This window comes from Pseudomonas sp. BS3767 (genome assembly GCF_900099665.1).
In the GTDB taxonomy this organism is placed as follows: Bacteria; Pseudomonadota; Gammaproteobacteria; order Pseudomonadales; family Pseudomonadaceae; genus Aquipseudomonas; species Aquipseudomonas cerasi.
Genome location: NZ_FNCX01000015.1, coordinates 1 through 25,111, shown reverse-complemented (window position 1 = coordinate 25,111; position 25,111 = coordinate 1). Strand labels below are relative to the sequence as shown.

Genomic DNA, 25,111 nt, shown 5'->3' with positions numbered 1-25,111 from the left:
GCATGGACGTAACAAAAATAGCCCAGACGTTGTTTGGTTTCGTTGATGCCGCTCTGCAAAGCGCCCTGGTCACCGGGATGGCCAAGGTGATGTTGGGGCTTGGGGCGCTCTTCGGCACCATGTGGTTGATCCACTTCACGCTTCGCAACATGCAGTGGCTGTACCGGGGGATGAACGTTGCCTTCGAGGATGTGGCCAAAGAAATTATGAAAATGGCTGCCATCACCGCGTGTGCGTTCAATGTGCAATGGTACGTACAGACAATTGTGCCCTTTATCACCGGTTTCCCCAACTGGATGGGAGGTATTTTGTCCGGCCAGGCGGGCGTGCAAACTAATCAAATCGACAATTTGATTGCTACGTACACCATCAATCTGCAAGCGCTTATTAGTGCCATGAATTTCAATGTCATTACAACCAGTCTTGCTGATATCTGGTTGGGTATTCAGGGGGTGGTGTTTTATGTGCTGGGAGGCATCCCGTTCTTGCTGGCCGCCGTCGCCACGCTGTTTGTGCTGAAGGTGTCGACGACGGCTATCGTGGCCGTAGGGCCCTTGTTTATCGCCTTTCTGCTGTTTGATCAGACCAAACAGTATTTCTGGGGGTGGGTTGCAGCCATCGGTGGCTTTATGTTGGCTCAGGTCTTGATATCGGTTGTGCTGGCTATCGAAATCGGCTTTATCAACACCGTGATGATTAAAGATGGTTCCTTGACCACTACTTTGGCGGGAAATATCACCATCCTTATTGTCTTTTGCACGTTCACAGCACTTGTCATCGAGCTGCCTGGGCAAGCGGCCTCTATCATGGGCGGTGGCCCCTCCGGAGGCGGAATGGTCAGCCGCATTTCAGGGTTTAGCGCAGCCAAAGGCATGACACGCGGTGTCGCTGCCGGCATTTCAAGACTGCGGAGGGGACGCAACAACATCAAATAACACACCGCTTCACCGGCTACGTCCTCTCTCTACTCGCAACACCCTCGCTTCTCTCAGGTACTCCACTATGAATTTCAAACTTGCTTTAAGCGGGCTGCTTTCGGCTGCCCTGCTATCAGGGTGTGGCTCTGCACCCAAACTGTCTGAACCGGAAGGGCAATGGGAAGACATGCCCTTCACCCATGCCCCAGCGCCTCGCGCTGCCCCCGTGGCAACGCCTGCTCCCGTTCCTGGCCGGGTACTGCCAGCTGCGAGCCCTGCGCCCAAGGCCCAGCCGCTCAAGACCAACAGTACAAAGCGTTCAGCAACCGTCTCCCCGGCAAAGCCCGCCGAGGCCCCGCCCAACGATTCCAAATGCTCCGCGAACTGATCCGCGAAGCACGTGTATGTCCAGGTTTAGGTGACTTATGAGAAAGCTTCGAAAATCTAAAGAGGACGTGATCGAGCAGGAGCGCCAACTGGCTGCCCGTACCTGCATCGATGCGGCCACCGCACAAGAAATCAGCCTGGCCGAACAGGCCTTCATCCACGCATCGCGGTATTTCGAGAAACACATCGCCGCCGATGAAAAGGCCAAGACCAAACGAGCAACGCGGTTGAATTATGTGTTTGGGACCATTGCCGTCATGTCAGTTGCCGCCGTGATGGGCCTGACCCCGCTCAAGACCGTTCAACTTGGCCTGGTACGGGTCGACAGAAACTCCGGCTACACGGATGTGGTGTGGGCCGACGACAAGGGCAAGCCACAGGAGCAGATCGATGACGAGTTCTGGCTCTCGGCCTATGTACGGTTTCGCGAGAGCTACAACTTCTCAAGCCACGACGCAGAGTTCGGCATGGTGGAGCTGATGTCCTACGGTGAAACGTTTACCGAGTACCGCAATTTCCAGCTGTCCTCTAAGGGCTATGTGCAGGTGTTGGGAACCAACCGGCAGATACGCACTGATATCAACAACATCAACTTCCTGGAACGCAAAGATCGGGAAGGCACCGCCCAGGTGCGGATCACCAAAACCGTGCTGGACCGCAACGGCGTCCCCGACCCCCAGCTGCACCCGGTGACCTGGGTGGCCACAGTGACCTACGACTACAAAAACCCTGCCAAAAAAGCCGGTGACCAGTGGCTAAACCCCCGTGGCTTCGGGATCAAGGCCTACACAATGACCCAGGAAGTGGGGGTGTCCAATGGCAAATAAAGCCGCTTCAGGCCTCACGGCCTTGTTACTCATGACATTCGGTCTGCCTGCCTTTGCCGAGAGCATGGGCACCGGCTCATCACTCGACCGCCGCGTACAGACGGCCATTTATTCGCCTGACGAGGTGTTCAGGGTGCAAGCGACGGTTGGGCGTGGAGCGCTTGTCCAGCTCCAATCCAACGAGACGATCAATCAGGACACCGGGCTGATGGTCTCGGGCGATCCGAAAGCCTGGTCAATTGGCCCCAACAAGGCTGGCAACATGGTCTCGCTCAAGCCGATCACGGATAAGGAACCCGACACGAACCTGACCATTAACACCAATCGGCGTACCTACCTGATTGAGCTGAAGCTGGTCAAGCGCAAACAAGACTCGACGTATCTACTGCGCTTCACCTACCCCGAGCCGCCGAAAAAATCCGTCTCGGCTCGCCGTGACCCCGGCAACCCCTGTGACGGCCCGGTGCAAAACGGCCCCTATCAGAAGCGCTCCAGTTCAGAGAGCAGGTCCATAGCGCCTTACGAGGGCTGGGACAACGGCATGCTGACCTGCTTCCGCTTCACCGGTAACGGGCCGCGCCCGGTGCTGTACCAGGTACTGCCCGATGGCACCGAAACGGTGGCCGACATGCACAACGAACAGAACGTGGTCGTGGTGCATGGGGTCAGCCGGTTGTTTCGGTTCCGCCTAAACGGCTTGGTTGTAGAGGCCCGGCCTACCGCTCAGGTGAACACGGGGTACAACTTCAACGGGACCACCACCGGCCAGATTCGGGAGCTCAAGCATGCAGAACAATGACAATGACCAAACTCCGGAGAGCACCCCAGGGCCGGACAGCATCGGGCCGCCCGAATCAGCAGCGACCACAGCAGCCCCGGAACAGGCACCGGCCTCCGAGCCCGCTAGCACCCAGGCCCGTGGGGCCTTTGATGTGCGGGCCAAACGCACAGGCGATACCCAAAACAAGAAGACGCTTTACCTGAGCATGGCCGGGCTGGTGTTTGTAGGGCTGCTGATGATTGGCGGACTCTGGTACTTCACCATTTCCCAGATGAAAACCACCGGCTCCGAGGTCGATGAAACCCACGTCAAGAAGGACGCGACCCTGGACGTGAATCTGGGCAATGACGACAGCATGAAAAAGGCACGGGAAGCCAAACTGGCCGCTGACAAAGCGGAAGAGGAAAGGCGAGCCCGAGCGGAAAGAGAGCGATTGGCCAAGGAGCAAAAGGAGAAAGAGGATGCCGAGCGCGGAAAAACCAGTCAGGACCATGCCGGTAGTGCGCCACCACCGCCCGGCGCGCCCGGCCAAAACACGCCCGTGGAACAGACCCCCCGGCAACGAAAACTGGGACGTGAAATGTTGGTCACCTCGGAAGACGTGCAGGGTACTGGTGCTGGGAATACTCAGTCGCAACAGCCGTCCGGCGAGCAGCCATCAATGCCGCCGTCAATGTTGGGCGACATTCAGGGCGGATCGAGCAGCGGTCTGGGTGGTGAATCGTCCAGCAGAAAACGCAGCAGCCTGAGCAATCTGGGCGGCACCACCTTCACCCCGGCCAAGGCGTACCTGGCACCGAACCGCAAGTACCTGGTCAGTCACAACACCTACACGCGCTGCGCGCTGTATACCGAAATCATCAGTACCCACCCAGGGATGGTGGATTGTCGTCTGACCGATCCGCTGTATTCCGCCGATGGCTCCACGGTAATCGCGGAGGCCGGAGACAAGCTAACCGGCGAGCAGACCGTTCAGGTAGGGCCAGGCGAAACCAGCGTGTTCACCACCTGGACAGAGCTTGAAACCCGATCGGGTACGCGGGCCAAGCTGGACAGCCTTGGTGCAGGCCCCATGGGAGCCAGTGGGACCGAAGCCTGGATCAATCGTCACTACATGCAGCGCTTTGGCGGTGCGGTGATGTTGTCGTTCATCCAGGACGCGCTTCAGGCCGCGTCCAACACGACGCAGAAAAGCTCGGGGTCCGGAGGCTATACGGTGAACAACAGCGAGCAGAACGTGGAGAGCATGGCCAACAAGGCGCTGGACAGCACCATCAACATTCCGGACACCGCACACCTGCTGCCGGGCACCGTGATCACTGTCATCGTGGCCCGCGACATCGACTTTTCATCGGTTTTCGAGAACCGCTAAGGAGTATTCATGACTGAAGAGCAAGGACTTACCGAAGACACGCTGGTTCTGGACTTCCTCGACCAGGCAGGTGCCACCGAGCGCCTAAATCGTCAGGGCACCAAGGACGTGGCCATCAACCGGCCTTACGAGCTGTGGGTGGACGGTCCAAACGGCTGGGAACACGAAGAAGCGCCTTGGCTCACCTACAACCTGTGCTGGCGGCTGGCCAATGCGCTCTGTGCGCTGAGATACCGCGTACTGGCTCCTCACTCACCTATTCACACTGTGAAATTACCTTGCGGGGAGCGGGGCCAGATCGTCATGGCCCCGGCGTGCGAAGAGGGCACCCTGTCGATGACGTTTCGAAAACCCTCTTTGGATCGCTTCACCCATATGGATTACGTCAATAGTGGCCGCTATGACCGAGCCAGGGCCATCGCTTCACCGATACTGACCCTGAAAGCCTGGCAGCGCGACATGCAGGAAGCCCACGCAGCCGGCGAGTGGCACCGATTCATGGAAATCGCCATCGCTAATCGCCAGAACATCATCATTTTTGGCGGGCCAGGGTCGGGTAAAACCACTTACGGCAAGTCGCTGATCGACATGTTTCCGGTTAACCGTCGCATGATCACGATCCAGGAAATACTGGAGGACCCCATGCCCTTCCATCCTAACCATGTGCATTTGCTCTATGGCCATGTGGTGACGCCCAAAGCCCTGGTGGCCAGCGCAATGCGGATGAAGCCTGACCACCTGTTTTTGGCCGAGCTGACTGGTGATGAGGTGTGGCACTACATCGAGATTCTGAACACCGGCACCAAGGGCACCGTGACCACTGCGCATGCCAATGACAGTGAAGCAGGCTATGCCCGTGTGTGCGGCCTGGTGAAGCAGTCACCAATCGGACTCGGCCTGGATTACGCGTACATCGAGCGCTTGGTGCGCACCTCATTTGACGTGGTCGTGTACATGGAAAACACCTACATCGAAGAAGTGCATTACGAACCCGAACACAAGCTGGCCTTGCTCAATGGCCAGCGTCAACGCGCTGCCTAGGAGAACGCCATGTGGTGGAAAATCTTGCTATCAATCGTGTTCATGATGGCTGTGTGCTTCGTGATCGGGCTGTACGCAGGCGGGGCTATGTATCTGCACCTGACCCAAGGTCACTTCACGGGCTTGGCCTGGGACACGCTATGGGAGACCCGCAAGCTGGCCTGGAACGACCGGCGGATGCTGTACGTGCCTTGGTCTTGGTGTGTGACGGCTGCCCTCACCTTCTTGCCAGTAGGCATCACGCTGATGGCCCTTTTCGTGCGTTTGAAGCCCAAGACCTCGCTACACGGTGATGCCCGCTTTGCCAACAACCGCGAGCTGCGCCAGTTCGAGTACCAGGGCGAATACAAGAACACCAGCAAGTAGGCATTGCACCCGCATCACCCCCTGATACTCCCGCATTTTCAATCCATCCCAGTGCACCGCTGCGCAGTCGGCTATCAGCTGTCTGGCGTTTGGCTGTGCCTGGCCTTACCTATAAGAGGTGTACCGTGCTGCTGCCTTTCGAGCTGGACCCTGAAATTATTCACCACATCATCTACAGCCAGGCCGGTTCCATCGGCAAAGCCGTCATCGAGCTGCTGATGAACTCCGTTGATGCTGAGGCCTCGGCAGTACGATTGACCATGACCAAAGAGGGTTTTCACTGCACCGACGATGGTCGCGGCTTTGCCAGCCGTGAAGACGTGCTGCGCTACTTCGGACGCTTTGGCACACCGCACCAGGAAGGCGATGCCACCTATGGCCGGTTCCGCCTGGGCCGGGGCCAGATCATGGCGCATGCCAAAACGCGCTGGACTTCCAACGATTGGCAGATGAGCGTTGATACCCGCTCAATGGGTTACAACTACGAGCTGCACGACTTGGAACACGGCGTATCGGGTTGCTCCATCGAGGGCACCTGGTACGAATCGCTCAACGACCTAGAGCTGAGATCTGCTGTTCAGGAGATACGTGACCTGGTGCGTTACACCCCCATCAGCGTGGAGCTTAATGGCCGCGTCATTACCCGCGATCCTGCAACGGAAAAGTGGGACTTTGAAGACGAATGGGCTTATTACCGTGCCAAGGAAGAAGGCGCGGTTTCGATCTACAACCAAGGCGTGCTGGTCCGTCATGACTCCTCGCACCTCTGGGGAGCTGGGGGCCTGATCGTGTCTAAGCAGGCCATCAGCCTGAACGTGTCGCGTACCGAAATCCTGCGCAAGACCTGCCCCGTCTGGATCGGTATCGCCAAAAGGTTTGGCAAACTGGCAGACGAAGTCTCGAACCGGCAGGGAGCGCATCGTAAAACCGAAGCCAGACGAGAGAAGTCCGCTCGATCACTGCTCAGCGGGGATGCGGAGATTTCCACGATATTCTGGCAAGAGGAAGTGATCACCGTTTTGCCGGGCAAGCGACATGTGACGCTCGAAGCCTTTCTAAAAAAGGCACATTGCGACCATAAGAACACCTTCTCGGTTGCCAGTGGTGGCCGCGACATACCCAAGGGCGAGGCCATTGCCCAGCAAGGCATTATCCAGATTGTCCACCCAGTGACGCTTGGCCGTTTTGGCTGTCACAGCAATGCGGACTTTGAAGAGGTGCTAGAGCGTGTAATCGCTAACGTGGCAAGTGATGCCGAAACGAAGAGCAACTCGCGCAGAAGTATGCCGTGGTACTGGTCGCGACACGGTGTCAAACCCCCTCAACTGGTGGCGTTTTCGACGTTGAAAGAGGCTTTTCTTGAACGCACTCGGATCGTTGATGAAAAAGAGGCTTTAGATAAAGAAACTCGACGGGCCTGGATTGCTCTGCGTTGTTGCCTGCAGCATTACGCAGGTGCGTGTATCGGAACACCTCGGAACAAGGATGGAACCATCATTTACGGACAGCATCGTTTTCATGTTCTGCTGGGTGAATCAAACACCAGCGAAGCGTGGACAGACGGCAAGTCGTATCTTGCGGTCAATTGTGCCGTCATCCGGCGTTTGAAAGCCGAGCCTCTCAAAACGGCTGCCTACATCTTCAGCCTCATCGACCATGAGATTGCCCACGAGGGTGACAGTTTGGAATGTGGGCATGACGAAGCTTTTTACCAGCGCTACCACGACATCTCTATCCGGATGGCTCCCGAGCGTCAGCGCTTCATGCACAAGTGGCTGATGAAATACACCATGAGCATGGAGTCTGAGGGCAAAAAAGCGAACGGAAACGCCTGGCGTGAGCGCAATCTGGTTGATCGCGTGGGCAGCGGTCGAATGAAACGCGGATTGTCGCCGGCAATTGAAGATCTGACGGCACATCCAGTGGTCACCACTCAAGTGCCCGAGCAAAGCCTGGCATTGCTGACCATGATCAACAATGGACTGATTGAAAAAGGGCTGTGCCCGCAGCCGCCTGATTGGGCGCAAGTGCTGAAACAAGCACGGCTTGATCAGCAGGTTCTCAGCGAGCGCAGTCGCGAGCAAAAGATGCTTGATGAAGCCTATGACGAGGACAAATCCAGGGACATTGATCGCTGGTTTAAAGACGCTCAACCGCGAATTGCAGAAATACTGGGTGTGGCAGTGGCGGACATCCCCCATAGCGTATTGCAGTATCTCTGCGACGGCTGGGTGTGTCATGGATTCGACGAGCAAGACATTCGTAATGAATGGGCATGTCAGTGCGCAGAGCCAGACTTCGACGATGATCCCTATGACTACTTCACTGAAGAGGAGCTGGCCGAAGAACAGGCGCGCATCGACCAGTTCAACCAGGAGCAGTTGGCTGCTGATGATCCCCGCCGTCAGTTAGATAAGGAATACCACAGCATGGTCGAGCCCGGCGAAACGTGGTGGATGCTTGAGCGCAATGCTGCCGCTGCCGGTTTTTTGCAGGTTGAGAAATACCTCAAATGGCGTAACGCCGAGTAACCAAGTACGCACTAACAAACCACTTTATGCACAGCCACGCAGTCGCTCATTGCCGACTGGGGCCGAGCTGTGTCCGGAGTAACTTGCAGGAGAGTCCAATGGAAAATTTACAAGAATCGAAACCCCTTCTCTTTTTGGGCTTGCCCTTGCCCATTGCGTTGGGCGTCGTCTTCGTCATTGCAGCTTGGCTAGGGATTTGTATCGCACTCGCCCAGCTCAATGAGATCAGCACATCGCTCAGGCAGATCCAGGCCAATCAGCAGGTGGCCATCGCCCTGCAACAAAGCCTCGACGCCCAGGCGATTGAGCGTCGAGCAGGGAGTCGCTGATGGCCAGAGCTAAATCCAGACCCATCAGCCCAGACAATCCCCAAGAACGGATCGAGGAGCATCCCGCTTTCCTCCTGGGCAAACATCCCACTGAGGATTCGTTTCTCGCCAGCTACGGGCAACAGTTCGTGATGCTGGCAGCGCCTCCTGGTTCCATGAAAGGCGTCAGTGCGGTGATCCCCAACCTGTTGAGCTACCCCGATTCAATGGTGGTCAACGATCCGAAATTCGAAAACTGGGAAATCACCTCAGGGTTTCGCGCAGCAGCTGGTCACAAGGTCTACCGCTTTTCACCTGAACGACTGGAAACGCACCGCTGGAACCCGAACAGCGCCATCAACCGCGATCCTCTGTACCGACTAGGCGATATTCGTACCCTGGCTCGCGTGTTGTTCGTCTCCGACAACCCCAAGAACCAGGAGTGGTACAACAAGGCGGGCAACGTTTTTTCATCCATCCTGCTGTACCTGATGGAAACGCCGGAAATGCCCTTCACGTTGCCCCAGGCCTACGAAATTGGCTCATTGGGTACCGGGATAGGGACGTGGGCTCAGCAGATCATCGAATTGCGCAGCATCGGCCCTAATGCGCTCAGCTTTGAAACCCTTCGAGAGCTTAACGGTGTGTACGAAGCCTCTAAAAACAAGAGCAGCGGTTGGTCCACCACCGTGGATATCGTGCGTGACGTGTTGTCGGTGTATGCCGAAAAGACGGTGGCCTGGGCGGTGTCAGGTGACGACATCGACTTTGCCAAAATGCGCGAGGAGAAGACCACAGTTTATTTCAGCGTTACAGAAGGAAACCTGAAGAAGTACGGCCCGCTGATGAACCTGTTTTTCACCCAGGCGATTCGGCTCAATTCCAAGGTCATTCCGGAGCAAGGCGGGCACTGCCCAGACGGTACGCTTCGGTACAAATACCAACTGGCCCTGATGATGGACGAATTCGCCATCATGGGCCGCATGGAAATCATGGAAACCGCGCCCGCTTTGACCCGAGGCGCTGGGCTGAGGTTTTTCCTGATTTTCCAAGGCAAAGACCAGATTCGTGCCGTTTACGGAGAGGAAGCGGCCAACGGCATCATGAAGGCGATCCACAACGAAATTGTGTTCGCCCCCGGTGATATCAAGCTGGCTGAGGAGTACAGCAGGCGCTTGGGTAACACGACCGTGCGCGTCCACAACCAATCGCTGAACAGGCAGAAGAACGAGGTGGGGGCTCGGGGGCAAACCGACAGTTACAGCGAGCAACCCCGGCCCTTGATGTTCCCCCAGGAGGTGAACGAGTTGCCTTTTGACAAGCAGCTGATTTTTGTCCAGGGCAACCGGCAGACAGAGCCCATGAAAATCCTGGCGCGCAAGATTATTTACTTCGAAGAGGAAGTGTTTAAAGCGCGACAGAAGATGACGCCTCCGCCCTTGCCTGTCGGTGACGCCTCCAAAATCGATGCGCTCACCGTACCGGTGCGCACCGTCGAAGCCAAGGTGGCGGTGGCCGACACCAAGCCCATGCAGGCCGAACAGCGGCAGCGCTGGAATCCCAGAGACACCAACGCTCAGGCAACCGAAGTGGCTCAGGCCGCAACGGACAAGGCACAGCCAGTTGAGGTCGAGCCTGATCCAGAGCCTGTACAGGCTGACGACACCTCCGAACCGATGTAGTCCCCCCACCGGCGCACCCAAGCGCCTGCAGGAGCAAAACATGAATACCTACAGCAAAACGGCTGACCGCCAGGGTCAGGCCGCTGGCAACGCCGTGCCTGGTCGCGGCAAAACGCGGGTCTGCACGCTGTTCGCATTGTGCCTGATGGGCAGTGGCTCAGCCTTCGCCGGTGACCCGTGCAAGTCCGTGCTTTGCCTCTACGGCAAGTTCGCCGGCAGTAGTGGTAGCAGCGAGTGCCGAAGCGCCGAGCAGGACTACTTCAGCATCCTGGTCAAGAAGCACGGGAACATCAAATGGAGCGAAACCGCTTCGATGCGCCAGGACTATCTCAACAGCTGCCCCAGCGCTGATCGTGGCTACACCCAAAAAATCAACGACAAGTTCGGCAAGGTTCAGGGCTAAGCCCCAGATCCTAACAAGGAGAACACCATGCGAGTATTCATTGCGGAAAAGCCTGACCTGGGCAAGGTTATTGCCGAGGCGCTGGGCACCGTTATACGCAAGAACGGCTATTTCGAGTGTGGCAGCCACGATATCGTCACCTGGTGTGTGGGGCATTTGCTCGAATTGGCCCCGCCCGAAGTTCACAATCCTGCGTACAAAAACTGGGTTCAGGCCGATCTGCCTCTGAGGCTTCGTCCTGCCAAATACCAAGCCATTGCCCGTACCAACGACCAGCTAAAAGTGGTTCAGCAGCTGATCGGTCGCGCCTCTGAAATCGTCCACGCCGGTGATCCGGACGACGAAGGCCAGCTGCTGGTCGACGAGGTCCTGGTGCATTTCGGCAACACCGCGCCGGTCAAACGCATCCTGATCAACGACATGAATGCCAACGCCGCCCGCAAAGCGTTGGATGACCTGCGCGACAACAGCGAGTTTTACGGCCTGTACCAAAAGGCCCTGGCTCGAAGTATCGGCGACCAGATCTACGGGTTCAACATGACCCGCGCCTGCACCCTGGCCGGTAGGGCGAAGGGCGTCAAAGGCGTGTTGTCAGTGGGCCGTGTACAAACCCCGATTCTGGGGCTGATCGTGAACCGCTACCTGGCGAACCAGAGTCACGCCAGTGCCTTTTACTACACCGTTGCGGCAAGCCTGGCCGTTGGTAGCAGTCGTGCGCAGGCCCGCCTCGTGGTGGCCGCTGATGCCCCGAGCGACGACAAGAACCGGATCATCGACGAGGCGTATGCCACCCAGGTGGCCGACGCGTGCCGAATGAAGCCCGCAGACGTGACCGAAGCCCGCGTGGAAGAGAAGCAAACACCGGCACCCTTGCCGTTCGCGTTGCTGGACCTTCAGGTGTACATGAGCAAGACCCACAGCATCGATGCTGAAAAGACCCTGGCCCTGACCCAGGCGCTGCGCGAAAAGTACAAGGCCATCACCTACAACCGGTCCGATTGCAGTTACCTGACCGACGAACAATTTGGCGAGGCTCCAGAGACTTTAAGCCTGCTGAGCGAAGCCCTGCCGGATTTGGCCGGGATGTTCACCGAGGTGAATTCGGAACGCAAAAGCCGGGCTTTCAACGACAGCAAGGTCTCGGCCCACACCGCGATCATCCCCACTGCGGTGAAGATCGACATCGCCCAGCTGAGTGACGATGAACGCGCCGTGTACCTGGCCATCGTGAAACGCTACGTCACGCTGTTCTTGCCCGAGAAGCGCTACCTCAGTGCCAAAGTGTGTTTTGGCGTGAGCGGACACACCTTCGTTGCGCGCTCCACCAAAGTGACGCACCCCGGCTGGACTGCCCAGGTGGCCGAGGAAACAGAGGAGGAAGAAGACAGCCAGGAAGACGGTGACCCCCTGGTATTCGATGCCCTGGCGGACCTAAAAGTCGGTGACGCCGGAGTGTGCGACGGCATCACGGTCGCCAAGGAAAAGACCAAGCCCCTGCCGCTCTACACCGAAGCCGAGTTGCTCAAGGATCTACGGCGTGTCGCCAAGTATGTGCAAGACCCGCGTATCAAGCAGTTGCTGATCGCCCGCGACCAGGGCAAGAAGGACGAGAACGGCGGCATTGGCACTCCAGCGACCCGTGGCGCAGTGCTGGCCAAGTTGCAGGAGCGTGGTTTCTACGCGGTAGAGAAGAAAAAACTGATCCCCACCGCGTTGGGGCTGGAGTTCATTGCCGCGTTGCCAGCGATTGCGACCACGCCGGACATGACCGCGCTCTGGCATGAACAGCAACAGATGATCGAGGCCGGTGAACTGACCGTGGACGCGTTCCTGGACGAACTGGAGGACTTCATTGCCCACCAGGTGCATAACGTCGATCTGGGCAACGTGCAGGGTGACGGTAAGCCGGTATTGGACAGCCTGAACGCTAAGTGCCCCATGTGCGGCAATGACCTGGCCGTCACCCCGCGAGTGATCGGCTGTCGCGCCTGCGCGTTCAAGTTCTACCCGGAAGTCAGCGGCAAGATGCTCTCCCCCGGCCAGATCGAGGCGCTGCTGACGAATGGCAAGACCGGCGTGCTGAAGGGGTTTCACAACAAAAAAACCGGCAAGTCCTTTGAAGCGGCCCTGAAGCTCAACCACGAAGCCAAGCTGGAGTTCGTGTACAGCCGCAAACCAAAGCGCGCATGAACCCCTCTTCAAAGGAGGCATTAGCTATGCCAGAGGAACAACAGCCCAAGGCTGCGCAGTGGCCAGCCGGTGACACGATGACGGCGCACTGCCCCAACTGCGAAACCCCGGCGACCGTCGATATCGTCAACGTCAGAGCGTGGGAAATGACCTGGCGTCCGGTGGATTGCGACAACTGCTTTGCAGAGTTTGAGTTGTCGGCAGACGGTTCAACGGCATTGTTGCTGGGCCCAGCTGAGCAGTCCACAGCCCGTGGCCGTGAGCTTCTGAGCACGATATTCGTGTTTGACCCAAACGAAGACACCCCTTAACGAACTCATTGAAGAAGGAGCGCAATCATGGCGCGTGGCATCAATAAAGTGATCCTGGTAGGCACCTGCGGACAAGACCCTGACTGTCGATACCTGCCCAACGGCACTGCGGTGACCAACCTGAGCCTGGCCACCAGTGAGCAGTGGACTGACAAGCAGAGCGGGCAGAAGATCGAGAAGACCGAATGGCACCGCGTGTCGCTGTTCGGCAAGGTCGCTGAAATCGCCGGCGAATACCTGCGCAAGGGTTCGCAGGTCTACATCGAGGGCAAGCTGCAAACCCGCGAATGGGAAAAGGACGGTATCAAGCGCTACACCACGGAAATCGTCGTGGACATGCAGGGCACCATGCAGTTGCTAGGTGGCCGTCCACAGGGCGACTCCCAACAAAGCCAGAACGGCTACAGCAACGGTGAAAGTGATCACCAGGAACCTCCTCGGCAGCAAGCCCCCCAACAGTCGGCACCTGAAAAATCGTCCGGCAAAGGCAAAGCCGCATCAAAACCGCCACGTGCATCAGGCAAGCAGGCACAGGCCAAAGCGCCCGAACCGCAACCCGCTGGGGATTTTGACGGCGGTGATGACAAGATCCCGTTCATGGACCCCTATCGGTTCAACTGGATGCTGGTCTGACCCATCCGCACAGCGATCTTGCCCACGTCAGGTGCCGCGCTCCCGGCTCGTCGTGACGCGCTTTATCGTCGCGGCGAACGGAAGCACGGGCGCAGCGCACACTTGACGCTACCTCGTTCAGAAAAGGCTCACCTTGGGAGTGTGGGGTAGCTTCACCGCCCCGCGCTCCCGAGGTCAACGCGGCCGTTGCAGGATGACAAGGGCAGCGCCCTTGGTGTTCAAACCGCCCGGTATCAACAAATTCCAGATCTAGCACGCTGGGTAGTGATTACCCGGTGCGAACCCCTCTACTCAAGGATTACCCGGATGAAATTCATCAAAAAGAAAGTCGTGGTCATCAATTACACCGGCACCGTTGGCAAAACGACCATCGCTGCCAACCTGTTGTGGCCACGCATGGGCGGTGCGCCGCTTTATGCCATTGAGTCCATCAACGAAACCGCCGAGAACCTTGGCCTGGATGTAGAGAAGCTGCGTGGCAACGCATTCCGTGAGCTGTTCAAACGGCTCATGCTTGAGGATCAGGCCATCATCGATGTCGGAGCATCCAACGTGGAAGACTTCATGGCCAACCTGGAGGAGTTTGACGAAGCCCATGAGGAAATCGACTACTTCGTGGTCCCGGTCACCTCGGGCACCAAGGAGCAAAAGGAAACGGTCAGCATGATTGGCACCCTGGCTTCTCTAGGCGTACCCCCTGAAAAGATTCTTGTATTGTTCAATCGTGTCAAAAAGGATGTTAATGCAGAGTTTCCGATTATCTTTGCTTATCACCAGCGCGCCGGTGCCTTCACGTTGAATCCAGAATGTGCCGTGTTTGAATCTGCATTGTTTGACGCCTTGTCTATCCACCGTATCTCAATGCAAACCGTAATGGACGATGACACCGACTACAAAACACTCCTCAAGAATAAAGATGCCAGCGCACAGGAGCGTGATCGTTGGTCTGATATGTTCGGGCTAACACTCTTGTGTAAAGGCGTCAATCGTAAGCTTGATGCGGTGTTCACAGCGCTGTTTGGCATTGAGGTGATCAAATGAGTGAACATGAAACTGTCCCAACTACTGCGCGTGATGCCCTGATCATTGAGCTTCTGAGCGATGTTGGTCGTTTGCACGATGATGTAAAACTCATACCGCAGTTGCTTGAGCTATCGATGAGGGATTCTCTGGATATTGTGGCCGACGCTGTAGAGGATGCGGAAGACACGGCGTTGCTTTTGCAAGAAACGACAAAGGAAGTCATTCAAGCGACTGCCGCCAAAGCAGGTGTGGACGTTGCTTTAGAAATGTCCACGGCCATTCACCAGAGTTTAGAGCGAGTGTTCGAACCTGCTTTGCAGCGCGCAGCGATCAAAATCGATGACTTGGAAAAGCGAGTAAGTGCTTTATCCGGCAACTTCCGTGACACACAGGCTTCGCGGTTCAATTACATCGTCTTGGCGGGATTTGTGGCCGTTAGTATCGCGGTAGTGTGCGCAATGGGTTGGGTAGCGATAAAGGCTCAGGACGTTAATGAAACCAATCGATGGTTCTACCACGAATACAAAAAACAGCAGGCTGTTATCGAGACGCTGCCTCCTTCCGTGAAGAAGCAGCTTGCGCCGTAATCGCTCAGCCAACAGTGCAGGTGTCATTATTTGGCTGTTCTATTTGCGTCACTGATGACTTGAGCCCAGTTCGTGTTTTCCACCTCCTCCCTGATCTGCTTCATGCTTTGCCTGATGTTGGCTCTTGGCGTGGCCTTTTCGCCATCCAGCAATGCGGGTTTGACGACCGCCGAGCTGTCGCTTTTTTCAGGTAGGGGGTGTTTAACCTGTTCGGCTCGTTTATGGCTTTTACGGATTCTGTACAGTGCCTGGTCGAAGTGACGAAGGCTGATCGCGAGTCCGGTATCAACCAGTTTTTGGTGGATCACCGTCCTGCTTACACCTGAATCCAGAGCGTTTTCGATCACGTCATACAGGTCGCGGATTTGCGCAGTGTACGACCTGGATTTGCTGTCCTGGGCCAGTTCTGCCAGAGCCTCACGCCGGTTTTGTATGTCTTGAGCCACGGTTTGCCCCTTGCTGCGTACAAAGTGATGTAAATGTGATGTAAATCTGTCGTATTCGAGCGTAACACTGATGTAGAAAAACGCAATGCAAAGCAATACTGACGTAATCCCGAGCATTTCTGATGCAATTCTGATGTAACCCGTGGGTTTTCCCTGCTGACCCCCTATCTCGAATTCGCTAAACAGGCACGTTACCGATTGTCTACAAAAAAGAGCTTCGCCTTTTTCGTAGCCAATCGACGTGCCAAAGGGGATACCCCTTTGAAACCCCGCAGAGCGGGAAAGCGTTGTTGTTGTCGTTGTTGGTTGTCGTCATTCCAGGTGCCCCCAGGAGGTGATCTTGTGGCCGAAAAAGTGAACAAGTCGTGCCCAGTGTCATGCCGTTTCACGGACGAACAGTTCGCTCGGTTTGCCGAGGACATAGCTCAATCCGGCCTGAAGCCAGCCCGATTCTTTCGTGACCTGGTGATCAGCCGTTCGCCTACCTTCGAGCGGTCCGCAATCGATAAAAAGCGGATGCAGCAGGTATTCGAAAAGTCCGGACATGCTCTAAACCGAGTTGCCTATTCCGCAAACTCGGCACCTTACAACGGCACCGTTTATCAAAAGCAGTATCTCCACTGGCTTAATAAGCTGAATGCTATTCAACAACTGTTGCTCACCGTGTTGTCCGAGACTGACCCGCCAAAACCGGCAAGGCCAGTCCATAACGGCAACCGTGGTTCACCTAACGTATCTGGCAAAAAAGTTCATATCATCCGGTTTCGACTCACCCAAGACGAAATGACCCAGTTCGATGACATGATCAAACGGGCGGGCTGTTCTGCATCAACCTTTTTTAGAGAGCTGATTTTAAATCCAACTCCCGTATTCAGAGAGTTTACCGGGTTTAGGAGAAGAATAGTATTCATCGTCAATAAAGCCGGTAATAACATTTCGCAGTTGGCTTATATCGCTAAATCAGCCAGTGACAGGGGCCTCATCACCGACAGTGTGAGAGACAAATGGTATGAAGCGCTGGTGGTCATCGAAACGATTTTATTAGCAGGTATTGAATATGCTGATTAGAGTCAGTGGCTATAACACCGGGGCGCAGGAGTATTTAGAACAAGGTAACAAGTCGGGCCGAGAGTTTACACGTGATGAATTGGACCATCGTTTGATCATTGAGGGGCAGCTCAGTGTTACTAGAGCTATCTACGAAAGTATCCCGGACAATGGCCAAGATCGCTACCTTACGTTCACGCTAAGCTTCAAAGAGGACACAGTGTCACCTGAATTGCTCAAGGCAGTGACGACCGACTTCAAGAACTTCTTTATGCATGCGTACAAGCCTGAAGAGTTCAATCTGTATGCCGAAGCGCACTTGCCAAAAATGAAGACGGTCACTGATAGGAAAACCGGCGAGGTGATTGACCGCAAGCCTCACATTCATATCATCATTCCACGTATCAACCTGCTGAGCGGCAACGAGGCCAATCCGGTCGATGTTTATAAGAATCATGAGAAGTATTTTGAAGCTTTTCAGGAGCACATTAACCAGAAGTACGGTCTGTCTTCACCGCGTGAGAATGTGCGTGCGGACATTACCGATGCGGCCAGTATTTTGTCACGTTACAAGGGCGACGACTTTTACGGCAAGAACCGCCAGTTCAAACAGCAGCTGGTTAAGCAGGTCATTGAGCGCGGCGTAACTTCACGCGCCGATTTTTATGCCCTGGTAGCTGAGCACGGTGAAACGCGCATCCGTAACGAAGGCAAGGACAACGAATACATTTCGGTCAAATTGCCGGGTGACGCAAAGGGCACGAACCTGAAAGACACCATCTTTCAGGATGCCTTCATTGTCCGGCGTGAACTGAAAAAGCCGCCGCTTGAAGCCAGAGTGATCCAGGAACGCTTGCTTGCCTGGCCGCAGCGCGCAAGGGAAATCAAGTACGTCAACAAGGCCACCCCAAAGTTTCGCAAACAGTATTCCCAAGCTTCCCCTGAAGAGCGTGTTCGGCTACTGGCCGAGCGCGAAAACAATTTCTACCGAGCACATGGAGATGATTATGAATCCGTACACACCTGGCAACGACAGAGAGATAACCAGCGAAGTCCTGCTGAAACTGCAGGGCGACGCACTGCGGCACCTGCCGATGGCTTGCAAGACCTGTCCGTCAGCGATGTGGCAGATCACCGGCAAGCCGGACCGACCCGAAGCCGTGACGGTGCGTTGTTACTGCCCAGTGATGCACACGTTCACGTGGGACAGTCGCAACCAGGAGGAGATTCTGGATTGCGATCATCTGTACCAGCAGGAGGACGAGGAAGGCGGGCCGGGTCCACAACTGAGCGAGGAAGAGGAGGAAGCCAACCTGCCGCCGTTTCTCAGGAAACAAAGGGAACAGCAACGCCTGCAGGCGCAACAGGCCGACGACGAGCCGGAGCTGGAAAACCCCGAAACACCCGAGTACGAGCTGGACGTGTAGTCCCGCCTTATGCCCAGAACCCCCACCGTGTCGCCACCATCGCTGACATCGAGGAGCGGGGCCGACGCCTGTTTGACCCGCTCAAGCGGCCTTCTGACAACGCGCTGGTGTTCTATCGATCATCCAGCCACCCACAGGTGGCCGGCCAGTTGCCCCAGGCGAGGGCTGCGACGACAACGCCTGTCCAATCTACTGCCGGACGCAGGCCCCGGAGTTCGGGCAAACCCCGCCCTCCCCGTCAATGGCGGCCTGGTGCTGTCCCGCCTTACGCCAAGAACCCGCACCGGGTCGCGACGGTGGCTGACATCGAGCAGCGCGCCCGGATGCTGTTCGATCCGCTCAAGCGACCTGCAGACAAGGCGCTGGTGTTCAAGCGTGCTTCGATCAAGGCCCTGACCGTTAACAAACACGCCTCCACGGTGGCCGCGTATTTCACGCGGCAGGCGCAGCACAACCAGATCGCTCCGGCCCACCGCCGGGCTATACGCCGGATTGATCAGCAGTATTTCGCGCTCAGGCGCGCCGTGTTCTCCGATCAACGCTTAACCCGCCAGGACAAGGCGCAGCTGGTTTCCGTGCTGACCTTTGAACGGCTCAAAGCACGTGAACAGTTCCACAAACCCCAACCCAATATCGAGGTAAATCTCATGGGCAGTGCAGCCATACGCAATCTCCTAGATGATGAAAAAGAAGACCCAGGCTTCAGCATCAGCGGCGCGAGGGGCCCAGGCCGTGAAGGCGTGCGTGACCAGGTGAAGCGGATCATGGATCGCTTCGCCAAACAGGTTGATCCAGCCGCCGCCAGTGAGCGGGCTCGCGACCTCAGCGCCAAGGATCTTTACACGCGCAAGGCCAAGTTCAGTCAGAACGTGCATTACCTGGACAAACAGACCGACAAGACCCTTTTCGTCGACACCGGTACCACCATTTCCATGCGCCGCACGGGCATCACCGAAGCCGGGGTGTCCGTAGCCCTCCAGCTGGCCCGGGAAAGGTTTGGCAGCACACTGACGATCAACGGCACTGCCGAATTCAAAAAGCTGGTGATCGAGGCGGTGGCCAAGAATGGCCTGGACGTGCATTTCACCGACAAGGCCATGAATCAAAGCCTGGCGGACCGCCGTGCAGAGCTGGACATCGAACGTGATGGCCAGAGCATTGGTCCTGCCACCGATTTGCCTCGGCACGTTGATGACGCCACACGGGACGTGCGGGACCAGGCAGACCGCCTAGGCGTTACGGTGCCGATCGAGGCTCTGTATGGAGAAGGCAAAACGGCTGATCAGGTTAGCCAGGCGCTGGCCACCCAGCTGGACACCGTGCCGGAGCCGGAACGCATTGCGTTCGTGGAGACGGTGGCCATCACCTTGGGCATCCCTGAACGCGGTCAGCCCAAAGGCGACCAGGCGTTTGCGCAATGGCAGGCTCAGCGTGCGCAGCCAACTGCGGACTCCGCAGCAACGGCTACAGCAGAAATGCCGACCGGCGTGCCAACGCCTTCAGACGCCGTGCCTGAACCTGTGAGCCCAGAAGCCGCGAAGCCAGCGCTGGCCAACGACCCTGACCTGCAGAGCCCAAGCGAGCTGGTCCGGCTTGAAGCGCAATGGCGTCGTGATTTTCCGATGTCCGAAGCGGATGTCAGGGCCTCTGATACGGTCATGGGCTTGCGAGGTGAAGACCATGCCATCTGGATCATTGCGACGGATGACAAGACCCCAGAAGCGGCTGCCCTGCTGACGGCTTACATGGAAAACGACAGCTACCGCGAAGCGTTCAAAGCCAGCATCGTCGCTGCTTACAAGCAAGTCGAAAACTCGCCTCAGTCGGTCGATGACCTGGACCACCTCACGGCGATGGCTGCCCAGATAGTCAATGAGGTGGAAGAGCGTCTGTTTCCGACACCTCAAGCAGCACCGGGCCAGACAGCCCCGTCCAGGAGCAAAGTCATCGAGGGCACGCTTATCGAGCATGGGGAAGCACCGTATCAGCACAATGACGACAACCAGATGAGCTACTTCGTGACGCTCAAGCCCGAGGGCGGTAAGCCCCGCACGGTGTGGGGCGTAGGGCTGGCAGAGGCCATGAGCGACGCAGATCTGAAGCAAGGCGACCAGGTACGTTTGCAAGACCTGGGCACCCAGCCTGTCGTGGTGCAGGTCATCGAAGAGGACGGCACTGCCACGGACAAAACGGTCAACCGCCGCGAATGGTCAGCGCAGCCGGTCGCGCCTGAACGGGAAGTGGCCGAGACCACGCCCAAGGGGCAGGCCGCCGCAGCAGGCACACCGGAGCTGTCATCCCCGGATGAAGATGATGGTATGAGTGTGGATTGAACCTAGTGAGAACCCTCCTCCTTGTATGGAGGTGGGTCCCTTCCAGGAGACTTAGTAGATTCCTCGTAGCAAAATTTTCATAACTTATGTAAGTTATGTCACTTCAATAATCAGTATCAAGGGCAGTTCATGATCTTACTTTTAGGTGGTGAAAAAGGCGGCAGCGGTAAAAGCTGTCTGGCTCAAAACCTGGCCGTCTGGCTGCAGGCTCGCGGAGGTGACGTCCTGCTTCTAGATGCCGACCCTCAGGGCACAACCGCAGACTGGGCTGCTGAACGCTCTGCACAGGGAGACCTCCCTGCGATTCCTGTTGTGCAAGCACACGGCAATATTCGTCAAACGCTGACAGACCTTCGGGGCCGGTACAGGCAAATTGTGGTCGATGCTGGAGGATCTGATTCGGAGGCACTGCGGTCAGCTATGACGGTAGCAACTCATATGTTGATCCCTTTCCGGCCCAAGCGACGAGATCTCAAGACCCTTCCAAAGGTCGATAACCTGGCACGACTGGCTACTGCAGTGAACCCAGCATTGAACGTGCGTGCAGTGATCACCCAATGCCCTGCCCTTCCTAGCCAGATACAGCGGATATTGGATGCCAAAGAAGCATGCCGCTCCTTCGGCATTCAACCTCTTGACGCGATTACAACAGCTCGCAATGTCTACGACGATGCGGATGAAGACGGATGTTCGGTCTTGGAGAGCAACTCTGACGCACGTGCTAAAGAAGAGATAGAGACGTTGGCAGCAGAGCTTTGGGGGGCTGCAAAATGGGATTGAAAGATTTGATTCGTAAGCCTGAGCAGGTCTCCCCGTCTTCGGAGGCCAACGACGAAGCAGCGCTGGCTTTCATATCTGCAGCGCCCGTTAGTGCCACGCCCGAGCCTAAGCGCAAGCGTAAGAAAGCTTCTACATTCGTGCGTACTACTTTTTCCCTCTCCAAGGACGTTAACAGGCAGATAGATAAGATTTCTCTTTTGCCACGGACCTTCCGCATATCTAGATCCGATGTGATTCGGGCTGGAATCATGGCTCTCCAAGAGCTTGATAAGGCTGACCTCATTGCGCTGCTTGAGAATGCATCTAATGCTGAACCCATAACCGATTCTATGGAAGACGAGTAAGTGCTATAACTTACGTAAGTTATTACTGTTGCATAAATTACATCAGTAATTTCGTTGAAAGCCCCGTCCCGCAAGGGTTATGGCCAGGCGCACTAGGCTGAAAAGATGGTGGAATATAAGCTTAAAAAAATGGCATTTTCATTGCGGATGGGGAATCCGGGTGATAGTGTTCACGCACTTTGCCTGCCCACCATTGCTGGGATGCCATATTTTTCATGCTCGAATGAGCGTAGACGGGAAAATTTCTAACGATTTAGCCAAATAGCAGAAACCAAAAAGCCCCGCTTGCCGGCGGGGCTTTTTGGAAAAACTTGAACAGGCCTTGCTTTTTTCGAGAGAAGGAGACCTGTCCAACACACATAACGTGAGCTGATTATGGCGTTCACTGCGGCTTTGTGCAAGTCGTCAAAAGTGAAGCCATCAGTTCACCGCTGAACGGTGGACTTATGGAAAAGATTCTTCAGCGGCTGTGCGTTCTCGATGACCGCACCCTGCCCCCCCGGTTGACCCTTTGTGTCACACACTTTCACGCCGTTGGCCAACCTGCTGGCCAAGGCGGTGAAGCATGAGCCACGACAATGCGCTCAGCCTTTCCCTTGCGACCTCATACATGGCCAACGCCGATCCGCTGGCCAGCAGCACTCACCTTCCGCCAGCGCGGTTTTTCGAAGACGGCACCGCGCTCAATCGGTTATTGCTGGAAGCGCCGTACATGGCACGATGCAGCGATGACAAAACCGCCACCCGCGTTCGCCCTCGTGAGTACGCGCTTCGTTATCCCTATATGCAGGTCAATCGCCCCGGCATGGTGTCCTGGCTGGTGTTCGACCTAGACCACGCCAATGCCCTGGCCTGGGACGATGCCGGGTTGCCCGCGCCGAACCTGATGGTGCGTAACCGAAAAAGCGGCCATTCCCAATTGTTCTATGCCGTGCCGTCCGTGTGCACCACCGAGAACGCACGAGCCAAGCCGATTCAGTACATGAAAGCGATCTATGCCGCGTTTGCCGCTCGCCTCGACGCGGACGTGGACTACCACGGTGGCCCTGTGGCCAAAACACCTGGTCACCCCTGGTGGGAAACGACTGAATTCCACAGCCACGTCTATGAACTGGGCGAACTGGCGAGCGCGGTAGAGCTGACCGTCAAGCCATGGGCCACTGGTCCCAAGCTTGACCAGGTCAGCCATTCGCGGCACTGCATCCTGTTCGAGCAGCTGCGTTATTTTGCGTACAGCATCGTCAATCGCGAGCGCGAGCTGGGGTCGTTTGAGTCTTTCATGCGCTCGCTCGATGCGTATGCGTACAACCACAACAGCTTTCTAAAACAGGGCTTTTCGGAAAACCTGCCGCTGTCTTCGATACGCGCCACGGTCAAATCCGTAGGTCGCTGGACGTGGGATCGGTACACCGGTGATCGTCGTTGCCATCGAGGCGCAATGCAGCTCGATGGCAGCTTGTCGCTCACCGAGCGGCAGAGCCTGGCTGCGAAGCGCACCAATGAGCTGCGGCACAAAGCCACAGAATCGAAGATCCGTGCCGCGTGCAGGCAGCTTCAAGACCAGGGCAAGGCATTGGTACGTTCTGCCATTGCGACACTCGCCGGCGTTTCGGTGAGAACGGTGGCCAGCTACACGCACATTCTCACTGAAGTCTCTCAACCATCCACTGTGAGCGTTCTCAGGGTCACCCGTCAGCCTGCTATGGCTGTCTCTGATGCACATGGCCAAGTCGATTCAGCTACCCCCCAACCCGCTCCGGCCCGGGCTGCAAATCGCCGCGCTCCGGGTGTGCAATCCGGTGTACATCAGATATCTGCGGTCCCGCAGGGGCCGCAAGCTGGAGAGCCCTTAAAAACAGAACATGACGATTGTTCATGATGGGGCGTGGTTGAATGAGTTCAGTGCGATCAGAGAACGGCTTGTGTGCTGTTGGTCGGCTTGAGTTGACGGGAAACCGCAGCGCGCCGTTAACTGTACGTCCATACAGTTAACTCTGTTCTCATTCAGGTTCGCGTCATGAACGTCAAAATACTCGGTCGGCTGTGCGAGTCCGGAAAGGTCATCCCGCTCTACACCTTTAAAATCCCTGCCGGTTTTCCTAATCCAGCAGCGGATCACATCGAGCAGGACTTTTCATTCGACCGGCTGATGGACTTGCGTGCGCCCCACATCTACGTGGCCAAGATTGATGGTGACAGCATGGAAGGTGCGAAGATTTTTCATGACAGCCTGGTGGTCGTAGATCGTTCGCGAAAGCCGTCCAGTGGCAGCATCGTGATTGCGGCACTGAACAATGAGCCGGTGTGCAAAATCCTCATCCTGCAGGGCGATCATGTGGTGTTGAAGTCAGCCAACCCCGCTTATCCGCCTCGGCATATCCTGGAAGGTGAAGAGCTGTCGATATGGGGCGTTGTGCGACATGGCGTCACAAGCTTTGAGTAACAAGCTAGCGCCGGTCTTTGGCCTGGTCGATTGCAATTCGTTCTACGCCAGCTGTGAGCGCATTTTCCGACCTGACTTGGCCAAGGTGCCTATTGTGGTGCTCAGCAATAACGATGGCTGCGTTATTGCCCGCAGCTACGATGCAAAACCTTACGTGAAAATGGGCGCGCCTTATTTTCAGATCAAAGATATTTTGCGCCGGCACGGAATCCAGGTGTTCAGCAGTAATTTTTCGCTCTAGTAAGTTAGGTGGAATGCTTCTGAGCTACCCTGATTCTGTCGACGTTCTGGGGGATCGCCATGGCCTCTACTGCCTCTTATGAGGACGTGCTTCACCGCTACCCCAGCGTTCAGGAATGGCTGGCGCTGCTCGGTAACCTGGGAAGAGCACCGGCTACCTTGGATGCCTACGGCAGGGGATTGGCGCATTACTTGCTCCACTGCGAAGCCTCCGGTCTGGAGGCTGAATCCATCACATTTGAGCAAGTCACGCTCTACATCCGTCGGCTACAGCCCGGGCAAGAAAACGCGGTGGCGAATTCGACCTTGCACCAGCGCCTCACCGCGATCCGCCTGTGGTACGACCACCTGGTGTTTCAGGGGCGTTGCGCACAGAATCCGGTACCTCGCGGCCAGCACGGCCGCTTATGTCAGGTCCCTGGACATTCAGGCTTCGTAAGAGGGCTGATACCTCGCTTGATAAAGCTGCCCGACATCCCCACGGATGAGCAGTGGCGATACTTTCTGAGTATCGCGGCCAGGTCGTCTATTCGTGATCGGCTTATGCTCTCGTTGGCGTACTGCGGTGCGCTCCGTCGTGCCGAACTGGTGGCCCTTAGAATCGAAGACCTGGATCTCGCCCATCGACTCATTTCAGTGCGCGCAGAAACGACCAAAGGCCGACGCAGCCGTGTCGTGTGCTACAGCCCTGA

Annotated in this window: 27 protein-coding genes; 24 read left to right on the top strand and 3 right to left on the bottom strand. The window is 56.5% G+C overall.

Annotated features, from left to right (window positions below):
* The first annotated feature begins 2 nt into the window (after positions 1–2).
* From BLR16_RS27480 to BLR16_RS27405, 15 genes are all read left to right on the top strand, one after another.
* The gene (locus tag BLR16_RS27480) at positions 3–935 is read left to right on the top strand and encodes a TrbL/VirB6 family protein (RefSeq protein ID WP_092194695.1); all 933 of its coding nucleotides are present in this window, start codon (positions 3–5) and stop codon (positions 933–935) included.
* Between the two features lie 407 nt (positions 936–1,342).
* Positions 1,343–2,131 carry a VirB8 family type IV secretion system protein gene (locus BLR16_RS27470; protein WP_092194693.1) on the top strand — a complete coding sequence of 263 codons (789 nt, stop codon included), beginning with the start codon at positions 1,343–1,345 and terminating at the stop codon, positions 2,129–2,131.
* Positions 2,121–2,930 carry a P-type conjugative transfer protein VirB9 gene (gene virB9, locus BLR16_RS27465; RefSeq protein ID WP_092194692.1) on the top strand — a complete coding sequence of 270 codons (810 nt, stop codon included), beginning with the start codon at positions 2,121–2,123 and terminating at the stop codon, positions 2,928–2,930. Before BLR16_RS27470 ends, virB9 begins: the two co-directional genes overlap by 11 nt.
* Complete coding sequence (locus tag BLR16_RS27460; protein WP_092194690.1) at positions 2,917–4,284, top strand: TrbI/VirB10 family protein; 1,368 nt, start codon at positions 2,917–2,919, stop codon at positions 4,282–4,284. Before virB9 ends, BLR16_RS27460 begins: the two co-directional genes overlap by 14 nt.
* Before the next feature lie 9 nt (positions 4,285–4,293).
* The gene (virB11, locus tag BLR16_RS27455; RefSeq protein ID WP_092194688.1) at positions 4,294–5,325 is read left to right on the top strand and encodes a P-type DNA transfer ATPase VirB11; all 1,032 of its coding nucleotides are present in this window, start codon (positions 4,294–4,296) and stop codon (positions 5,323–5,325) included.
* 9 nt (positions 5,326–5,334) lie between these two features.
* The gene (locus BLR16_RS27450) at positions 5,335–5,691 is read left to right on the top strand and encodes a hypothetical protein (protein ID WP_074910194.1); all 357 of its coding nucleotides are present in this window, start codon (positions 5,335–5,337) and stop codon (positions 5,689–5,691) included.
* Positions 5,692–5,816: 125 nt separating this feature from the next.
* Positions 5,817–8,222 (top strand): ATP-binding protein, encoded by a 2,406-nt coding sequence (locus BLR16_RS27445; RefSeq protein ID WP_092194686.1) that lies wholly within the window; start codon positions 5,817–5,819, stop codon positions 8,220–8,222.
* Between the two features lie 98 nt (positions 8,223–8,320).
* Positions 8,321–8,551, top strand: coding sequence for a hypothetical protein (locus BLR16_RS27440; protein ID WP_092194684.1), 231 nt, complete (start codon positions 8,321–8,323; stop codon positions 8,549–8,551).
* Entirely contained in the window at positions 8,551–10,212 is a 1,662-nt protein-coding gene (locus BLR16_RS27435) for a type IV secretory system conjugative DNA transfer family protein (protein ID WP_092194682.1), read from the top strand. Before BLR16_RS27440 ends, BLR16_RS27435 begins: the two co-directional genes overlap by 1 nt.
* 40 nt (positions 10,213–10,252) lie before the next feature.
* Positions 10,253–10,615: a TrbM/KikA/MpfK family conjugal transfer protein gene (locus BLR16_RS27430; RefSeq protein ID WP_092194680.1), complete on the top strand. Its 363-nt coding sequence runs from the start codon at positions 10,253–10,255 to the stop codon at positions 10,613–10,615.
* 27 nt (positions 10,616–10,642) lie between these two features.
* Positions 10,643–12,805: a type IA DNA topoisomerase gene (locus tag BLR16_RS27425; protein WP_092194678.1), complete on the top strand. Its 2,163-nt coding sequence runs from the start codon at positions 10,643–10,645 to the stop codon at positions 12,803–12,805.
* Positions 12,806–12,831: 26 nt separating this feature from the next.
* Complete coding sequence (locus tag BLR16_RS27420) at positions 12,832–13,116, top strand: hypothetical protein (protein WP_092194676.1); 285 nt, start codon at positions 12,832–12,834, stop codon at positions 13,114–13,116.
* A gap of 27 nt (positions 13,117–13,143) precedes the next feature.
* Positions 13,144–13,749: a single-stranded DNA-binding protein gene (locus BLR16_RS27415; protein ID WP_092194674.1), complete on the top strand. Its 606-nt coding sequence runs from the start codon at positions 13,144–13,146 to the stop codon at positions 13,747–13,749.
* 306 nt (positions 13,750–14,055) lie between these two features.
* On the top strand, positions 14,056–14,790 hold the full coding sequence (gene stbB / locus BLR16_RS27410) for a StbB family protein (protein WP_092194672.1): 735 nt from the start codon (positions 14,056–14,058) through the stop codon (positions 14,788–14,790).
* Positions 14,787–15,359, top strand: coding sequence for a hypothetical protein (locus BLR16_RS27405; RefSeq protein WP_092194670.1), 573 nt, complete (start codon positions 14,787–14,789; stop codon positions 15,357–15,359). Before stbB ends, BLR16_RS27405 begins: the two co-directional genes overlap by 4 nt.
* A gap of 26 nt (positions 15,360–15,385) precedes the next feature.
* On the opposite strand, the gene BLR16_RS27400 is transcribed toward BLR16_RS27405, so the two are convergent.
* Positions 15,386–15,805: a hypothetical protein gene (locus BLR16_RS27400; RefSeq protein ID WP_241689263.1), complete on the bottom strand. Its 420-nt coding sequence runs from the start codon at positions 15,803–15,805 to the stop codon at positions 15,386–15,388.
* Positions 15,806–16,147: 342 nt separating this feature from the next.
* Here BLR16_RS27400 and BLR16_RS27395 point away from each other — a divergent pair, with 342 nt between their 5' ends.
* Entirely contained in the window at positions 16,148–16,873 is a 726-nt protein-coding gene (locus BLR16_RS27395; RefSeq protein WP_058416849.1) for a plasmid mobilization protein, read from the top strand.
* A 202-nt stretch (positions 16,874–17,075) separates the two neighbouring features.
* Here BLR16_RS27395 and BLR16_RS29430 read toward each other — a convergent pair whose 3' ends face one another.
* Together BLR16_RS29430 and BLR16_RS29425 are read right to left on the bottom strand one after the other, a co-directional pair.
* Positions 17,076–17,309, bottom strand: coding sequence for a hypothetical protein (locus tag BLR16_RS29430; protein ID WP_040118650.1), 234 nt, complete (start codon positions 17,307–17,309; stop codon positions 17,076–17,078).
* 192 nt (positions 17,310–17,501) lie between these two features.
* Entirely contained in the window at positions 17,502–17,786 is a 285-nt protein-coding gene (locus BLR16_RS29425; RefSeq protein WP_371125155.1) for a hypothetical protein, read from the bottom strand.
* 73 nt (positions 17,787–17,859) lie between these two features.
* Between BLR16_RS29425 and BLR16_RS29070 the strand changes: the two genes are divergently transcribed.
* The 8 genes from BLR16_RS29070 to BLR16_RS27360 all read left to right on the top strand — a co-directional run.
* On the top strand, positions 17,860–18,279 hold the full coding sequence (locus BLR16_RS29070; protein ID WP_025391098.1) for a hypothetical protein: 420 nt from the start codon (positions 17,860–17,862) through the stop codon (positions 18,277–18,279).
* 323 nt (positions 18,280–18,602) lie between these two features.
* Positions 18,603–20,612: an LPD7 domain-containing protein gene (locus BLR16_RS29065; RefSeq protein WP_241689264.1), complete on the top strand. Its 2,010-nt coding sequence runs from the start codon at positions 18,603–18,605 to the stop codon at positions 20,610–20,612.
* A 129-nt stretch (positions 20,613–20,741) separates the two neighbouring features.
* Positions 20,742–21,392, top strand: coding sequence for an AAA family ATPase (locus tag BLR16_RS27385; protein ID WP_003407061.1), 651 nt, complete (start codon positions 20,742–20,744; stop codon positions 21,390–21,392).
* Complete coding sequence (locus tag BLR16_RS27380) at positions 21,383–21,736, top strand: hypothetical protein (RefSeq protein ID WP_003407059.1); 354 nt, start codon at positions 21,383–21,385, stop codon at positions 21,734–21,736. The genes BLR16_RS27385 and BLR16_RS27380 overlap by 10 nt, the downstream gene beginning before the upstream one ends.
* Positions 21,737–22,301: 565 nt before the next feature.
* Positions 22,302–23,615 (top strand): replication initiation protein, encoded by a 1,314-nt coding sequence (locus tag BLR16_RS27375; RefSeq protein WP_092194664.1) that lies wholly within the window; start codon positions 22,302–22,304, stop codon positions 23,613–23,615.
* A gap of 138 nt (positions 23,616–23,753) precedes the next feature.
* Complete coding sequence (locus BLR16_RS27370) at positions 23,754–24,179, top strand: LexA family protein (RefSeq protein ID WP_092194662.1); 426 nt, start codon at positions 23,754–23,756, stop codon at positions 24,177–24,179.
* Complete coding sequence (locus tag BLR16_RS27365; RefSeq protein ID WP_092194660.1) at positions 24,157–24,420, top strand: Y-family DNA polymerase; 264 nt, start codon at positions 24,157–24,159, stop codon at positions 24,418–24,420. Before BLR16_RS27370 ends, BLR16_RS27365 begins: the two co-directional genes overlap by 23 nt.
* A 59-nt stretch (positions 24,421–24,479) precedes the next feature.
* Positions 24,480–25,111 (top strand): tyrosine-type recombinase/integrase (locus BLR16_RS27360; RefSeq protein ID WP_170846056.1); only part of this gene is annotated, 632 nt, incomplete at its 3' end.

Excerpts from the sequence above, each read along its gene's own strand:
- BLR16_RS27480 (WP_092194695.1), top strand. The coding sequence starts at position 3 with ATGGACGTAACAAAAATAGCCCAGACGTTGTTTGGTTTCGTTGATGCC.
- BLR16_RS27470 (WP_092194693.1), top strand. The coding sequence starts at position 1,343 with ATGAGAAAGCTTCGAAAATCTAAAGAGGACGTGATCGAGCAGGAGCGC.
- virB9 (WP_092194692.1), top strand. The coding sequence starts at position 2,121 with ATGGCAAATAAAGCCGCTTCAGGCCTCACGGCCTTGTTACTCATGACA.
- BLR16_RS27460 (WP_092194690.1), top strand. The coding sequence starts at position 2,917 with ATGCAGAACAATGACAATGACCAAACTCCGGAGAGCACCCCAGGGCCG.
- virB11 (WP_092194688.1), top strand. The coding sequence starts at position 4,294 with ATGACTGAAGAGCAAGGACTTACCGAAGACACGCTGGTTCTGGACTTC.
- BLR16_RS27450 (WP_074910194.1), top strand. The coding sequence starts at position 5,335 with ATGTGGTGGAAAATCTTGCTATCAATCGTGTTCATGATGGCTGTGTGC.
- BLR16_RS27440 (WP_092194684.1), top strand. The coding sequence starts at position 8,321 with ATGGAAAATTTACAAGAATCGAAACCCCTTCTCTTTTTGGGCTTGCCC.
- BLR16_RS27435 (WP_092194682.1), top strand. The coding sequence starts at position 8,551 with ATGGCCAGAGCTAAATCCAGACCCATCAGCCCAGACAATCCCCAAGAA.
- BLR16_RS27430 (WP_092194680.1), top strand. The coding sequence starts at position 10,253 with ATGAATACCTACAGCAAAACGGCTGACCGCCAGGGTCAGGCCGCTGGC.
- BLR16_RS27425 (WP_092194678.1), top strand. The coding sequence starts at position 10,643 with ATGCGAGTATTCATTGCGGAAAAGCCTGACCTGGGCAAGGTTATTGCC.
- BLR16_RS27420 (WP_092194676.1), top strand. The coding sequence starts at position 12,832 with ATGCCAGAGGAACAACAGCCCAAGGCTGCGCAGTGGCCAGCCGGTGAC.
- BLR16_RS27415 (WP_092194674.1), top strand. The coding sequence starts at position 13,144 with ATGGCGCGTGGCATCAATAAAGTGATCCTGGTAGGCACCTGCGGACAA.
- stbB (WP_092194672.1), top strand. The coding sequence starts at position 14,056 with ATGAAATTCATCAAAAAGAAAGTCGTGGTCATCAATTACACCGGCACC.
- BLR16_RS27405 (WP_092194670.1), top strand. The coding sequence starts at position 14,787 with ATGAGTGAACATGAAACTGTCCCAACTACTGCGCGTGATGCCCTGATC.
- BLR16_RS29430 (WP_040118650.1), bottom strand. The coding sequence starts at position 17,309 with ATGATTCTTATAAACATCGACCGGATTGGCCTCGTTGCCGCTCAGCAG.
- BLR16_RS29070 (WP_025391098.1), top strand. The coding sequence starts at position 17,860 with ATGAATCCGTACACACCTGGCAACGACAGAGAGATAACCAGCGAAGTC.
- BLR16_RS29065 (WP_241689264.1), top strand. The coding sequence starts at position 18,603 with ATGCTGTTCGATCCGCTCAAGCGACCTGCAGACAAGGCGCTGGTGTTC.
- BLR16_RS27385 (WP_003407061.1), top strand. The coding sequence starts at position 20,742 with ATGATCTTACTTTTAGGTGGTGAAAAAGGCGGCAGCGGTAAAAGCTGT.
- BLR16_RS27380 (WP_003407059.1), top strand. The coding sequence starts at position 21,383 with ATGGGATTGAAAGATTTGATTCGTAAGCCTGAGCAGGTCTCCCCGTCT.
- BLR16_RS27375 (WP_092194664.1), top strand. The coding sequence starts at position 22,302 with ATGAGCCACGACAATGCGCTCAGCCTTTCCCTTGCGACCTCATACATG.
- BLR16_RS27370 (WP_092194662.1), top strand. The coding sequence starts at position 23,754 with ATGAACGTCAAAATACTCGGTCGGCTGTGCGAGTCCGGAAAGGTCATC.
- BLR16_RS27365 (WP_092194660.1), top strand. The coding sequence starts at position 24,157 with ATGGCGTCACAAGCTTTGAGTAACAAGCTAGCGCCGGTCTTTGGCCTG.